The 15,031-nt window shown below is 62.1% G+C and carries 11 protein-coding genes; 9 read left to right on the top strand and 2 right to left on the bottom strand.

Going from position 1 to position 15,031, the window contains the following annotated elements:
• Positions 1-51 precede the first annotated feature (51 nt).
• The 3 genes from ACO06R_RS19710 to ACO06R_RS19700 all read left to right on the top strand — a co-directional run bounded on the left by ACO06R_RS19710 (position 52) and on the right by ACO06R_RS19700 (position 5,346).
• Positions 52-2,394 (top strand): xanthine dehydrogenase family protein molybdopterin-binding subunit, encoded by a 2,343-nt coding sequence (locus ACO06R_RS19710; RefSeq protein WP_421854261.1) that lies wholly within the window; start codon positions 52-54, stop codon positions 2,392-2,394.
• A gap of 17 nt (positions 2,395-2,411) precedes the next feature.
• A complete protein-coding gene (locus ACO06R_RS19705; RefSeq protein ID WP_421854258.1) occupies positions 2,412-3,209 on the top strand; it encodes an FAD binding domain-containing protein in 798 nt (265 codons plus the stop codon).
• Between the two features lie 106 nt (positions 3,210-3,315).
• Complete coding sequence (locus tag ACO06R_RS19700) at positions 3,316-5,346, top strand: hypothetical protein (protein WP_421854255.1); 2,031 nt, start codon at positions 3,316-3,318, stop codon at positions 5,344-5,346.
• A 24-nt stretch (positions 5,347-5,370) separates the two neighbouring features.
• Here the strand turns inward: ACO06R_RS19700 and ACO06R_RS19695 are convergent, their stop codons facing one another.
• The gene (locus ACO06R_RS19695) at positions 5,371-6,345 is read right to left on the bottom strand and encodes an NAD(P)H-dependent flavin oxidoreductase (RefSeq protein WP_421854252.1); all 975 of its coding nucleotides are present in this window, start codon (positions 6,343-6,345) and stop codon (positions 5,371-5,373) included.
• Between the two features lie 252 nt (positions 6,346-6,597).
• On the opposite strand from ACO06R_RS19695, the gene ACO06R_RS19690 reads away from it, so the two are divergent.
• Positions 6,598-7,707: a hypothetical protein gene (locus ACO06R_RS19690; protein WP_421854249.1), complete on the top strand. Its 1,110-nt coding sequence runs from the start codon at positions 6,598-6,600 to the stop codon at positions 7,705-7,707.
• A gap of 4 nt (positions 7,708-7,711) precedes the next feature.
• Here ACO06R_RS19690 and ppk2 read toward each other — a convergent pair whose 3' ends face one another.
• A complete protein-coding gene (gene ppk2, locus ACO06R_RS19685; RefSeq protein ID WP_421854246.1) occupies positions 7,712-8,596 on the bottom strand; it encodes a polyphosphate kinase 2 in 885 nt (294 codons plus the stop codon).
• Between the two features lie 119 nt (positions 8,597-8,715).
• Here ppk2 and ACO06R_RS19680 point away from each other — a divergent pair, with 119 nt between their 5' ends.
• The 5 genes from ACO06R_RS19680 to pstB all read left to right on the top strand — a co-directional run bounded on the left by ACO06R_RS19680 (position 8,716) and on the right by pstB (position 14,976).
• Entirely contained in the window at positions 8,716-10,047 is a 1,332-nt protein-coding gene (locus ACO06R_RS19680; protein WP_421854243.1) for an ATP-binding protein, read from the top strand.
• A gap of 155 nt (positions 10,048-10,202) precedes the next feature.
• Entirely contained in the window at positions 10,203-11,258 is a 1,056-nt protein-coding gene (locus tag ACO06R_RS19675) for a PstS family phosphate ABC transporter substrate-binding protein (protein ID WP_421854241.1), read from the top strand.
• A gap of 67 nt (positions 11,259-11,325) precedes the next feature.
• Positions 11,326-12,786, top strand: a complete 1,461-nt coding sequence (pstC, locus tag ACO06R_RS19670; protein ID WP_421854238.1) for a phosphate ABC transporter permease subunit PstC — start codon at positions 11,326-11,328, stop codon at positions 12,784-12,786.
• Positions 12,783-14,141, top strand: coding sequence for a phosphate ABC transporter permease PstA (pstA, locus tag ACO06R_RS19665; RefSeq protein WP_421854235.1), 1,359 nt, complete (start codon positions 12,783-12,785; stop codon positions 14,139-14,141). The genes pstC and pstA overlap by 4 nt, the downstream gene beginning before the upstream one ends.
• Before the next feature lie 88 nt (positions 14,142-14,229).
• The gene (gene pstB, locus ACO06R_RS19660) at positions 14,230-14,976 is read left to right on the top strand and encodes a phosphate ABC transporter ATP-binding protein PstB (protein ID WP_421859531.1); all 747 of its coding nucleotides are present in this window, start codon (positions 14,230-14,232) and stop codon (positions 14,974-14,976) included.
• The last annotated feature ends 55 nt before the right edge of the window (positions 14,977-15,031 follow it).

Genomic DNA, 15,031 nt, shown 5'->3' with positions numbered 1-15,031 from the left:
CTGGTGCCAGGCGCGCCAAGGCCGCCAGCGCGATCTTAACGGGAGGAATTCATGGGACTTGAAGGCATCGGCGCCCGCGTGGCGCGCAAGGAAGACAAGCGGTTCATTACAGGCAAGGGCCGTTACACCGACGACATGTCGGTACCCGGCATGAAGCATGCGGCGTTCGTGCGCTCGCCGCACGCCCATGCGACGATCACCGGCATCGATACATCCGAAGCCGAGGCAATGCCGGGCGTGATCGGCGTGCTGGCCGGCGACGAACTCGCCAATGACGGCATTGGCAGCATTATCTGCGGCTGGATGATCCATTCCAAGGACGGATCGCCGATGAACATGGGCAACTGGCGCCCGCTCGCCCAGGAAAAGGTCCGCTATGTCGGCGATGCGGTCGCCATCGTCGTCGCCGATACACGGGCGCAGGCGCGCGACGCCGCCGAGAAGGTCGCCGTGTCCTATGAGGAATTGCCGGCGGTAACCGAAGCCGTCGACGCGCTCGGAGACAGCGCGCCGCTGATCCACGACAACGCCTCGGGCAACTTGATCTACGATTGGGAAATCGGCGACAGCGCCGCTGCCGACCAGGCCATAGCGAGCGCTGCCCATGTCACGCGCATGAGTCTTGTCAACAACCGCCTTGTGCCGAACGCCATGGAACCGCGCGCCGCGCTCGGCCACTACGACGAGGCCGAGGACCACTACACCTGCTGGACGACGTCGCAGAACCCGCATGTCGCCCGTCTGGTGATGAGCGCGTTCTACAATGTCGCGCCGGAAAACAAGCTGCGCGTCATCGCGCCCGATGTCGGTGGCGGTTTCGGATCCAAGATTTACATCTATCCGGAAGAGATCGTCTGTCTTTGGGCGTCGCGGAAAACCGGCGTGCCGGTCAAATGGGTTGCCGACCGCACCGAGAGCTTCCTGACCGATGCGCATGGCCGCGATCATGTCTCCACCGTCGAGATGGCGTTCGACGCCGACAACAAGATCACCGCATTGAAGGTCGACACGATCGCCAATTTCGGCGCCTACATGTCGCTGTTCTCTTCGGCGGTGCCGACCTATCTCTACGCAACGCTGTTGTCGGGCCAGTATGTGATCCCGGCCATCCACTGCAATGTGCGTGCGGTCTACACCAACACCGCGCCGGTCGATGCCTATCGCGGTGCGGGCCGGCCCGAGGCCACCTATCTGCTGGAGCGCACCATGGAAACGGCGGCGCGCGAACTTGGCGTCTCGCCCGCCGAACTCAGGCGCTCCAACTTCATCCGTGAGTTCCCGTACCAGACGCCGGTCATCATGACCTATGACGCCGGTGACTACGAGGCTTCTCTCGACGCGGCCATGAAAGCCGCCGACTATGCGGGCTTTGCCGGTCGCAGGGCGGAGGCCGAAAGCCGCGGCAAGAAACGCGGTATCGGCATGAGCTGTTACATCGAGGCATGCGGCATCGCACCGTCACAGGCTGTCGGTTCGCTTGGCGCCGGCGTTGGCCTGTGGGAATCGGCCGAAGTGCGGGTCAATGCCGTCGGCACGGTGGAGATCCTGACCGGTTCGCACAGCCACGGCCAGGGCCATGAGACCACCTTCGCCCAGCTGGTCGCCGATCGCTTCGGCGTGCCGATCGACAATGTGTCGGTTGTCCACGGCGATACCGACAAGGTCCAGATGGGCATGGGCACATATGGATCGCGCTCCGGCGCGGTCGGCATGTCGGCCATCGTCAAGGCGCTCGACAAGGTCGAGTCGAAAGCCAAGAAGATCGCCGCCCATCTGCTCGAGGCCAACGAAGCCGACATCGTTATCGAGAACGGTCAGGTCATGGTCGCGGGCACCGACAAGGCGCTTGGCTGGCACGAGGTGGCGCTCAATGCCTATACCGCCCACAATCTGCCGGATGGCATGGAGCCGGGACTGAAGGAAGGCGCGTTCTATGATCCGTCCAACTTCACCTTCCCGGCCGGTTGCTACATCTGCGAGGTCGAAGTCGACCCGGAAACCGGGACGACCGAGATCGTACAGTTCGTGGCCGCCGACGATTTCGGCAACATAATCAACCCGATGATCGTTGAGGGCCAGGTGCATGGCGGCATTGGCCAGGGGATCGGCCAGGCCCTGCTGGAAGGCACGGCCTACGACGCCGATACCGGACAGCTGATCACGGCAAGCTACATGGACTACACCATGCCGCGTGCCGGCGACCTGCCGTCCTACAAGGTGTCGCATTCGGTTACGCCATGTACGTCCAATCCGCTTGGCATCAAGGGGTGTGGTGAAGCAGGCGCCATCGGCTCGCCGCCCGCCGTGATCAACGCCATCACCGATGCAATCGGTAACAATGACCTGACCATGCCCGCCTCACCGCAAAAGGTGTGGGCGGCGATCGCAGGCTGAGACAAGGGATAGCGACCATGTATGAGACCAAATATCAGCGCGCCGCGTCGGTGAGTGAAGCTGCCGAGATGATGGCGGCGGCGGAAAACGCCAAGTTTCTCGCCGGCGGCCACACCCTCATCCCGACGATGAAGCAACGGCTCGCAGCGCCAGACACGCTGATCGATCTGCGTCATGTCGAGGAGATGAAGGGCATTTCGGTTGACGGAAGATCTGTGCGCATCGGTGCCGCCACACCGCATGCCGAGGTCGCCGCATCCGCCGAACTGGCGGCCGTGTGCCCCGGCATAACATCGATGGCGGCCCATATCGGCGATCCGCATGTGCGCAACATGGGCACGATCGGCGGTTCGATCGCCAACAACGATCCGGCGGCTGACTACCCTTCGGCGATGTTGGCGCTCGACGCGACGATCCACACCAACAAGCGCGAGATCGCCGCCGGCGACTTCTTCGCCGGGATGTTCGAAACAGCGCTCGAGGAGGACGAGATCGTCACGGCGGTATCGTTCGAGGCACCCGACAACAGCGCCTATTCGAAATTCCCAAATCCCGCGTCGCTCTATGCGATGGCTGGCGCCTTCGTTGCCAAATTCGGTGATGCGGTGCGTGTCGGCGTGACCGGCGCCGGCGCAGACGGTGTGTTCCGCTGGCAGGATGCGGAGGAGGCGTTGTCCGCCGATTTCTCGGCCGGGGCGCTCGATGGATTGAGCGTTTCAGCCGACGATATGCTGTCCGATCTGCACGGCAGTGCCGAGTACCGCGCCAATCTGGTCAAGGTGATGGCCAAGCGGGCGGTGGCGGCCGCCGGCTGACACCGGATCGAAGCGGCGCGGAAATGCGCCGCTTTTTTACTCTCCTTGTCATGGACCCGCCATGGAATGGTGGCTAGCCTGCCGCCATCACGTTGAGGCAAGACCTATGACATTGACGCTGGCGCAACTGAATTCCGGTCTGGCACGCGCCGTATCGATCGTTGCATGCCTGGCCGCCGGCTCCATGTCTGCGGCCGCCCAGAGCGAGGCCGAAGCGATCGTCCGCAGCTGGGTCGAAAGCGACACACTGGTTCCCTTCGTCGAATTCGACGTCCGGGACGTGTCGAGCGAAGGCGATCTGCTGACTGTCACCGGATTCTCGGTGGCATTCGAGTTCGACCTTGCGGGCTTCGCCCTGGACGACGACGCGCCAGACCCCGGCACGCTCAAATACCGGCTGTTTTTCCCCAGCGCGACCTTCGAGGACTTGCGTGACACCGGCGGCCGGTTCGCGACCGACATGTTCGAAGCCGACGAGATGATCGTCGAATTCCAGGTGGAAAACGGCGCCATGCTGCCGATCGAGGTCGGTTATGAGGGCATCTCCATTGCCAATTGGAGCTGGGCCAAGATCCCGGACATTGTCGAGGACGAGGATCGCCCCCTGACGAGCGTGCTGCCGGCGCTCACAGCCATCTATGACCACGACTTCGACAGCGCAATCATCGACGGGGCAACGGGGGTGAGCCCGGCGGCCAATGGCGGCGATTTATCGATCAGCTACGGAACGATCGTCGCTGGCAGGACACGATCGGGCAATGTGTCGCGGCTGGATGCCGACAGCGTTTCGATGCACGCGACCGGACCGGACGATGAGCATATCGACATCGAAATCGGGGCGCTGACGGCGACCGACTACAACATCGCCGCATTGTTCCGGGCTTTCGGTCCGGAGGCGGATCAGGACAGTGAATACGAGACGCTGATCGGCGGTTACCGGATCGACGGTGTGGACATGACAGGGCTGATCGAGGGCATCGATTTCGTAATCTCGATCGGCGAGGTGCTGCTGGAGGACGTTGGCGTCCGGCCGCCGTCATTCCCCGTGCTCGAGCGCGCCGATGCGATGATCGCGTCCAACAGGGCCGGCAACATTCCGGAGTTCGGTGATGACGAGTATCTCGAATTCGTCACCGGATTGTACGGCGCCTTCCGGCTCGGCGCCTTTGAGATTTCCGATTTCCGTGTCGTGGAAGACGGCCTCGAAACGCAGGATCTCGGCTCGATCGGCATCTACGACCTGTCGGCCGACGGGCTGGGCGAGTTCACGATGCGTGACCTCGTTTTCCGGTCGCCCGAAGACGATGCAAGCGGCAGTTTCGGGGAGATCTCGATCGCCGGCCTGACCTTCCCCTCGCTGCAATCGGTCTTCGCATTCAACGCCGCTGTGGATCATGTTGAACTCGCTGCCCTCGAGGCGTTGCCGACACTGGAGCGGTTCGCCGCGATGGACGTTGCGCTCGACACGCCGGACGGACTGATGTCGCTCGGCGCATTTCTAATCGAGATGAGCGATCACATCGGCTCGATTCCGACCACGGTGAGCGTCGCCATCGAGGATCTGGACCTGCTGGTTTCCGAACTGGATGACGAGCCGCGCGAGCAGCTGCAGGCTCTCGGATACAAGCGGCTGACCGGTTCGCTCAGCCTTTCCGGCGCATGGGACGAGGAAACGGAAACGGTCGAAATGGAATCGGAGGGCGACCTGGAAGACGGCGCGCGCTTCTCGTTTGCCGCAACCATCGGCGAGATTGCCCGCGAGCTGTTCGAGGATCCGCAGGCCGTTGCGCCGACGGCGTTGGAAACCGCCACGCTGGAGGCCGCGTCGGTGTCACTTGAAGACGATTCGCTGCGCGACCGGATTATCGACATGGTCGCCGAACAGCAGGGGACAGAACCTGAGATGGTCCGCCAGATGGCGCACGGTGTCGTGCCCTTCGCATTGGCGCAACTGGGCCGGCCGGAATTCACGGCTTCGGTATCAGCCGCGCTGAAGAGCTTCCTGGAGGGCGAGGGCAAACTGGACGTGGATGTCGCGCCAGACGAGCCCGTCCCGCTCATGCAGCTATCGGTCGAGGCTCAAGCCGATCCGGGGTCGGCCATCGACAAGCTCAAAATCACCGTCGACGCAGAGTAGGGCTCGGCTCGCCGGTGGTGCCGCTCAGGTGCCGCCGGCGGCGCAGATCCGGCCCTTGGCTTCCAGATATTCGCGTTCCAGCCGGTCGACCAACGCTCCGGCCGAAACCACTTCCTTGACCGCGCCAATGCCTTGGCCGCAGCCCCAGATGTCCTTCCACGCCTTCTGCCCCGGCTCGGCGGCGTCGGCAAAGTTCATCTTCGATGGATCGGCGACTGGCAGATTTTCCGGGTCCATGCCGGCATTGGCGATCGACGGCTTCAGATAGTTGCCGTGGATGCCCGTGAAGTAATTCGAGTAGACGATATCCTTGGCTTCGCTTTCGACGATCATCTGCTTGTAGCCGTCGACGGCGCGCGCCTCCTCGGTCGCGATGAAGGGCGACCCGATATAGGCCATATCCGCGCCCATCGCCTGGGCGGCGAGCACCGCGCCGCCATTGGCGATCGAGCCCGACAGGAGCAGCGGGCCATCGAACCATTCCCGGATTTCCTGGATCAATGCGAAGGGCGAGTAGGGGCCGGCATGCCCGCCTGCACCGGCTGCGACCGCGATCAAGCCGTCGGCGCCCTTGCGAATTGCAGAATGCGCGTGCCGGTTGTTGATGATGTCATGCAGCACGACGCCGCCATAGGAGTGAATGGCGTCGTTGACTTCGGGAACCGCGCCAAGCGACGAGATGACGACCGGAACCTTGTACTTCACGCACATCCGCAGATCGTGCTCCAACCGCTTGTTCGACATGTGCACGATCTGGTTGACAGCGAAAGGCGCTGCCGGCCGGTCCGGGTTTTGGGCATTGTAGGTAGCCAGATCCTCGGTGATCTCAGCGAGCCACTCGTCAAGCTGGCTTTCCGGACGGGCATTCAATGCGGGGAACGAACCGATCACGCCCGCCTTGCACTGGGCTAATACCAGCGGCGGATGCGATATGATGAAGAGCGGCGCTCCGACGACAGGCAGTCTAAGGTTGTCTTGCAGTATTGCGGGCAGCGCCATGGTCCTCTCCCGGGGATTTTGACTTTTCCGTAAACGTAAGTCAAATACCAGACTGTGTTCTCATGGCAAGCGTCAACTGATCGATGATCGCCGCAAGTAAGGGTCGAACCAAACTCTCGTGTCAGGCTCCGGTGGAAATTGATCCGGTTCGTCGGCCTGCCGCTTTCAATACTTCCTCAGTTATGTCACATGCCGCTTCGCGGCCGGTGATAATTCTGGCCGCCGAGCCGCCCGTTTCGAGATGAGTTGTTGGTGAGTGACTTGGAAGCTGCCCTGAAGCAGGCATTGGCGAAGGGCGATGCAACGGACCCATCGTTTCGCGAGCGCGTCTACCGGGCCGCAATCGGGGCTGTGGAGCGCGCGGCCAGCGGCAAGGACGGCACCGCCGCTGAACGGATCGCGGTGCGCCGGAAACAGCTCCTGGAAGCCATTCGTACGATCGAGGCGTCCTACCGGGCGGCTGCGCCAGCACCTGCAGCTGCGCCTGCGCCGCCCGAAGCGGTCGCGCCCACGCCACAGCGTGCGGACGACATCCTGCCCGAACCGCGCACAGAGGCGCCGGCCGTTGCCGGCGAAGTGCCCGAACTGCGCGCCGAGCCCCGCCAGCGCGGGGCCGCTGTGCGTCCGCGTGCAAAACCCGAACGAGGCGCTCGCCGGCGCGCCGCGCAGGCGAACTCCCGCGACGGGACCGTGCGGCCCCGCAGGGCGCCCTTCGCCACCATGCTGTCGCTGGTTGTCGTGATCGCGGCGCTCGCCGCCGGCGGCTGGTGGATCGCCACGACCGGCGCTTACCAGTCGACGGCCGAGCGCGACACATCGGTGCCCAATCCGCCGCTTCGCCTCGACAATGAGGCCTTCGAGGGCACGCCCGGCGGCGGGTCGCGCTATGCACCGGCGCTGATCGCCGCCCAGTCGGGTGAAGAAGGCTGGATCACCCTGTTCAAGCCGGAGGATCCGACGACCCTTTCGCTGAGCGGCAGCGCATCGGCGACAATTGACGAGGACAACACCGGACAGTTCGCCCGCCTCGTGTCACCGGACGCCGCAAGCGTAATCGCCATCGACATTCCAGCCGCCACCTTGCGCGCGCTGGCTGGCAAGCCGGTCCAGTTCTCGATCGCCGGGCGCGCCGACCGCGACATGCCGACGCAGATCGCCGTGACATGCGATTTTGCCGAACTTGGGGACTGCGGCCGCCTGCGGTTCAATATCGGCCTGTCCGACGGCGAGTTTCTCTTTGCCGTTCCGCTACCGACCGGATCGGCCAGCACGGCCGGGCGGATCCGCCTCAACACCGATCTCGAGAATACCGGCAAGGGCCTTATCCTGACCTCGGTGCGGTTGCGCGAAATCCGTTCCTGACGCGTCAATCTCTGCCGCGCATCATCTTCGGATCATCACCGACGATAGCCTTGTCGGGTTTGCCGATGACATCCATGTCGCGGCCGTCGAAGGCGATGTGGCTCAGGATATGCCGCAGCACCTCCAGCCTGCCGCGCCGCTTGTCGTTCATGCGGATGATGGTCCATGGCGCATGGTCCGAATGCGTTGCATTCAGCATCGTGTCGCGTGCCGATGTGTAATCGTCCCACTTGCGCATGCCGATGATGTCGATGCCCGATAGCTTCCAGTGTTTCACGGGGCTGTGGCGGCGGTCGTGAAAACGCTTCAGCTGCGTCTCGCGACCGATATTCAGCCAGAACTTGAAGAAGTGGAATCCTTCTTCGACGATGATCTTCTCGAATTCCGGCGCGTCCTTCAGGAAGGTGCGGTGTTGCTCCGGCGTGCAGAAGCCCATGACCGGCTCGACACCGCCGCGGTTGTACCAGGAACGGTCGAAGCTCACGAGTTCGCCGCTGGTCGGAAAATGCTCGACATAGCGCTGGAAGTACCATTGTCCGCGCTGCACGTCGGACGGCTTCGACAGGGCGACATTGCGCGCCCAGCGCGGATTGAGGAATTGGTGCAGCACATTGATCGAGCCGCCCTTGCCGGCGGAGTCGCGGCCCTCAAAAACCGCGATGATGCGCTCGCCGGTTGTTTGCAGGTGGGTCTGAAGCTTGACGAGTTCGATCTGCAGAGCCTCCAACTGGCTCTCGTAGTGCTTCCGTTTCAGCTTCTCCTTGTAGGGATAGCCGCCCGCGGTTATGTCGTTGTCGTCCACCCAATCGGGAAGCGTCGGGTCGTCGATGTCGAAAACCCTCTTCGTGCCATTAATGTCGAGCTCGACGCTCCGGTCCTCGGCTGTCATGTCGGGTCACCACGCTTGTCTGGTTTTGGCTATCGGCGTTCAGCCGGGCGACGTTAGGACGCGGCGCGCAAATCGTCCAGCGGGCAGTTTGGCAGCACGGAAGCGGCGAGGCGCAGCCGATGGTTGAACCCAGCGGCGACCACGCCGACATGCCAATGACCGACAGTAGCGGTGGCAGTGAGAGCTTCTGGGCTGCTGTCCGCCGCAGGCTGGTTTCCAACCGCTTTCCCTTGGTGATTTCCAGCGCGTTGTTTGCGGCGCTTTACGTCTATGCGTCGGTACCCGGCATCGTCGCGTTCGGCTGTATCGCTGTCATGGTCGCCGTGTCGCTCTTCGCGCCGGTCAGGACGGCCAGGGCGCGCAAGGCTGCAAAGCTTATGGAGGCCCCGCGCTCCAGGGACTGGATCAGAAGCGAAGCGCTGATCGACAGCCTGCCCGATCCTGTGATCCTGCTCGACGGCAGCGGCGCCATGCAGTTCGTCAACTCCGCGGCGCGGCGCGTCTTCGGCACGACGGTCCGCCCGGGAGGGCCGGCATTGGTGCGGTTTCGCGATCCCGAGCTTCACGCGATGATCGGAAACGCGTTGGCCGGGCGGCTTGCGCAGCCGGTCGAGGTGCTCGAACGCTCCCCCATCGAGCGCTGGTTCGAGGCGTCGATCCATGCGCTGCCCGGGACGGACACACGCGAGATCAGCTATTTCCTGTATTTTCGCGATCTGAGCGAGATGCGCAGGCTCGACAAGATGCGTAGCGACTTCATCGCTAACGCCAGTCATGAACTGCGCACGCCGCTGGCTTCGCTCGGTGGATTTATCGAAACGCTTTCGGGACCGGCCCGCAACGATGCCGAAGCGCGCGATCGGTTTCTCGCCATCATGCAGGAACAGGCCGACCGTATGGCGCGGTTGATCGACGACCTTCTGTCGCTCAGCCGGTTGGAGACGGCCTTTGGTCGTGTTGATTTCTCTCCGGTCGATGTCGAGGAGGTTTTGCGCCATGTCGTCAGCGCCCTTTCTCCGGCGGCCGCGGCTGCCGACGTCGTTATTGTCGACAGGATCGGTGCTGTTGGCGGCGAAGACTGCCGTATTTGGGGCAGCTCGGATGAACTGATCCAGGTCTTTTCCAATCTGATCGAGAACGCCATCCGCTACGGGGCCATCGGTAAGCGAATCGAAGTTCATGCCGAGCGTGCAATGGTTTCCGACATCGACAGCATTCGCGTCAGCATTCGCGATTACGGACCGGGAATTGCAGCCGAGTACATTCCTCGCCTTACGGAACGGTTTTACCGCGTTGACGTTGAGTCGAGCAGGGCGAAAAAAGGCACTGGTTTGGGTCTTGCGATCGTCAAGCACATCATGACCCGGCATATGGGCCGGCTTGCCATTTCCTCGGAGGTCGGAAAAGGCGCGACATTCACTGTCACAATACCCGTATGGAGTGAGAGTTAATGCGGTCGAATGTGAGATAATGTATGTTTTTCAGTATAATAGAGTGTCATAAAACTGTAGTTATCACGTCATAAAAGCTCGACCGCTGGGGTATACATACCCTTTTGTCCGGCACCGCCGGTCATGCTTCACACATGCCCAAACGGGAGAATTTCATGAAAACCCTGAAGATTGCAATCGCTGCCGCTTTCACCGCGACGGCGCTTACGACCGTCGCTGAAGCGCGCGACCAGATCCAGATCGCCGGCTCTTCGACCGTCCTTCCCTACGCCTCGATCGTTGCCGAAGCTTTCGGCGAAAACTTCGATCATCCGACTCCGGTTGTTGAGTCCGGTGGTTCGGGCGCAGGCCGCAAGAAGCTCTGCGAAGGCGTCGGCGAAAACACCATCGACATCGCCAACTCGTCCTCGCGCATCAAGCAGTCGGACATCGATCTCTGCGGCTCCAACGGCGTTGCTGAAATCCAGGAAGTCCGTATCGGCTACGATGGTATCGTCTTCGCTTCCGACATCAATGGCGAAGCCTTCGCGTTCACCCCGGTTGACTGGTATCTTGCTCTTTCCGACAAGATCGTCATGGACGGCAAGGTTGTCGACAATCCGAACAAGACCTGGGCTGACGTAAACGGTGACTTCCCGGCTCAGGACATTCTGGCTTTCGTGCCGGGCACCAAGCACGGCACCCGCGAAGTCTTCGAAGACAAGGTCATCCTGGCTGGCTGCGAAGAGACCGGCGACTTCGACGTCTTCCTGGCTGCTGCTGAAGGCGACTCTGACAAAGCCAAGAAAAAAGCCGCTGAAAAGGCTTGTATCTCGCTGCGCGCCGACGGCGTGTCGATCGACATCGACGGCGACTACACCGAGACGCTTGCTCGCGTTGACGCCAACAAGAACGGCATCGGCGTGTTCGGTCTTTCGTTCTACCAGAACAACACCGACAAGCTCCAGGTTGCCACGATGAACGGCGTCGTGCCGTCTGTGGAATCGATCGCTACCGGCGAATACCCGGTTTCGCGTCCGCTCTACTTCTACGTCAAGAACGCTCACCTCGACGTCATTCCGGGCATGCAGGAATACATCGAGTTCTTCGTTTCTGACGAAATCGCTGGTCCGGACGGCCCGCTGGCTGCTTACGGCCTCGTTTCCGACCCGGAACTCGCCAAGACCCAGGAAATGGTTCGCAACCGCACCCCGATGGGTCCGCTGAACTAATTCCAGACGACCTTCGATCGGCGCCGATTACGGCGCCGATCTTCCTTTAGATCAGGGCGGACGTAGCATGACACCAGGCATACTCGCACTTATCGTTCTTGCGTTGACGATTACTGGATATGTCCTTGGGCGTCAGCGTTCCGTGGCCGTGGCTGAGAAAGAGCGCACGCGCCTTCATTCGCTGCCCGGATACTATGGCCAGACCGTCGCGTTGTTCGCCGCCGTGCCGGCTTTCCTCCTGATGGCCGCCTGGTTGTTCCTGCAGCCGGTCCTGATCGAAAGTCAGGTCACCACACAGATTCCCGACAGCGCCATCCCGGAAGGCGGTGCGCGCAGTCTCGTCATGGCGGATGTTCGCCGTATCGCCGAAGGCCTTGATCTTGTTGTCGACCAGGGCGGCGTGTCGGAGGACGAACTGGCCGCGATGCGCGCCGACTTCTCGAATGTCCGTAACCGCTTGGCCGATGTCGGCGTCGCGCTCGGCGCGGATGTGTCGCCGGTTGTTTTCGAGGCCGCCAAGACCTATCGCCATATCGGTAACACCGGTTCGTTCGCCCGAAATGTCGCCGTCATATTGGTCGCGCTGGGCTTCACCGGTTGGGCCCTGATGCGCATCCGGCCGAATTTGCGCGCCCGCAATATCTCGGAAACATTCATCCTGACACTCCTGATCGGCTCATCGATGGTCGCCATCTTGACGACCTTCGGGATCGTCGCGTCGCTGTTGTTCGAGACGGTGCACTTCTTCCGCCTCCATCCCTATCAGGACTTCTTCTTCTCGACGGTCTGGAATCCGCAGTTTCGCGGCGGCTCCGATCTCGGTGTCCTCCCGCTGCTCTGGGGCACGTTTTATGTGTCGCTGGTGGCGCTGTTCATGTCGGTGCCGATCGGTCTGATGATCGCGATTTATCTCGCCGAATATGCCGGCAAATCGCTGCGCAGTTTCGCCAAGCCGGCAATCGAGATCCTCGCCGGCATCCCGACCATCGTCTACGGATTGTTCGCGCTGATCACCGTCGGACCGTTCCTGCGCGACTTTATCGCCCAACCGCTCGGGCTAGGCACTTCGTCGTCTTCGGTCATGACCGCCGGCCTCGTGATGGGTGTCATGCTCATCCCGTTCGTCTCATCGCTGTCCGACGACATCATCAACTCGGTTCCGCAATCGATGCGCGACGGCTCCTTTGGCCTTGGTGCGACGCAGTCGGAAACCATCAAGCGGGTGATTATGCCCGCCGCGCTTCCCGGGATCGTCGGCGCCGTGCTGCTGGCCGCAAGCCGCGCCATCGGCGAAACAATGATCGTGGTCATGGGCGCAGGTGCTGCAGCGCGCCTCGACCTCAATCCCTTCGAGGCCATGACCACCGTGACCGTGAAGATCGTCAGTCAGTTGACCGGCGACACCGAGTTCGCAAGTCCTGAGACACTGGTCGCCTTCGCGCTCGGCCTGACGCTCTTCGTCTTCACGCTCGGTCTCAACATCCTTGCGCTTTACATCGTCCGTAAATACCGGGAGCAGTACGAATGACCGACGCGACAACAGCTACTCCCGCTAGAACGCCTGCTGACAACAGCCGCTCGCTGCTGGTTCGCGGCGATCGGACTCGCCGCCGCCATGCCGCCGAAGCGCGGTTCCGGATGCTCGGTCTTGCAGCGGTTGCCTTTGGCATTCTGGCGCTTGTCGGCCTGCTGAGCTCGATCCTTGTGAACGGCGCTTCGTCGTTCCGCCAAACCTACATCGCACTCGACGTTTATCTAGACCCGGCAAAGCTCGACAAATCCGGCACGGGCGACCTTGAGCAAATCAAGAAGGTATCGACCTTCGGTTATGCGCCACTGATCAATGCCGCCATCGAGAAGGCTGTCGAAGACAATGGCATCGCTGTTGAAGGGGCGGTCAAGAAGGACATCACCGGGCTGATCTCCAAGGAAGCACCGGCAGAGATTCGGCGATACGTGATCGCCAACCCGTCGAAGATCGGCGATACGGTGCCGTTCAACCTTCTCGCCAACGGCCGTATCGATGGTTACTACAAGGGCCGCGTCACGATGGAGACGGCGCAGCTCGACCGAAACGTCTCGCCGGCGCAGCTCATGCTCTCTGACGAGTTGAAAGAAGCAGGCGTTCTGAGCACGCGCTTCAATTTCCGCTTTTTCACGGCGCCGGATGCGTCCGATACCCGTCCGGAGGCGGCTGGCCTCGGCGTCGCCATTCTTGGCTCGGCCTACATGATGTTGGTCGTCCTCGGACTGTCGCTGCCGATCGGTGTCGCGGCCTCCATCTATCTGGAGGAGTTCGCGCCGCAGAACCGGCTGACCGACATCATCGAGGTGAACATCGCGAACCTTGCCGCTGTTCCCTCGATCGTCTTCGGCATCCTGGGATTGGCAGTGTTCATCAACTATGCCGGTCTACCGCAATCCGCGCCGGTTGTCGGCGGGCTGGTTCTGACGCTGATGACCCTGCCTACGATTATCATCGCCACGCGCGCGGCATTGAAGGCTGTGCCGCCGTCCATTCGCGAAGCAGCGCTGGGCGTTGGCGCGTCGAAGATGCAGACCATCTTTCATCACGTGCTGCCGCTGGCCGCGCCCGGCATTCTGACCGGCGCGATCATCGGCTTGGCCCAGGCGCTCGGCGAAACCGCCCCGCTGCTGCTGATCGGCATGGTTGCATTCGTGCGCGAATATCCCGGCGCTCCGCCGGAAGGGTTCTTCGATCCTGCATCCGCACTGCCGGTTCAGGTGTACAACTGGACCACACGCGGCGACCCGGCATTTGTCGAGCGCGCGTCGGGTGCCATCATTGTGCTGTTGGTGTTCCTTGCCATAATGAACATCACGGCGATCATCCTGCGCAGACGCTTCGAACGGCGGTGGTAAGAACATGGAGGCGAGTGACATGAAAGTGGAAGCGGACCAGGTTTTCGCGAACAAGACAAATGTGGCCACAGACGGTCTCGTCACCAAAATGAAGGGTGAGAAGGTTTGCGTCTTTTACGGCCAGAAACAGGCGCTGTTCGATGTCGATCTCGACATCTACCAGCGTCAGGTCACGGCGCTGATCGGCCCGTCCGGGTGCGGAAAGTCGACCTTCCTTCGGTGTCTGAACCGGATGAACGACACGATCGACATCTGCCGCGTGACCGGAACCATCAATCTCGACTCCGAGGACATCTACGATCCGCGGATCGACGTGGTGGAATTGCGCGCCCGCGTCGGCATGGTGTTCCAGAAGCCGAATCCGTTCCCGAAGTCGATCTACGAGAACATCGCTTATGGCCCGCGCATTCACGGGCTGGTCAAGTCGAAGGCCGATCTCGACGCGGTCGTTGAGCAGAGCCTTCGCGGCGCCGGCCTGTGGGAAGAGGCCAAGGATCGCCTCAACGAGCCCGGCACCGGCCTTTCCGGCGGCCAGCAGCAGCGCCTTTGCATCGCCCGCGCGATCGCGGTTTCGCCTGAAGTCATCCTGATGGACGAGCCGTGCTCGGCGCTCGACCCGATCGCCACGGCCAAGGTCGAGGAACTGATCGACGAACTGCGCGAGAACTACACGATCGTCATCGTCACGCACTCGATGCAGCAGGCCGCCCGCGTCTCGCAGCGCACCGCCATGTTCCACCTCGGCGAACTCGTGGAGGTCGACGACACCAAGACGATCTTCACCAATCCGTCCGAGAAACGGACCCAGGACTACATCACCGGCCGTTTCGGCTAACAACGGCGTACGGCGCCGTCATTCAGGAGGCCGCGCGCCCGCGCGGACGGACCAG

It is taken from the genome of Oricola sp. (assembly GCF_965230365.1).
GTDB lineage: Bacteria > Pseudomonadota > Alphaproteobacteria > Rhizobiales > Rhizobiaceae > Oricola.
This window is presented reverse-complemented; position numbering and strand designations above follow the sequence as displayed.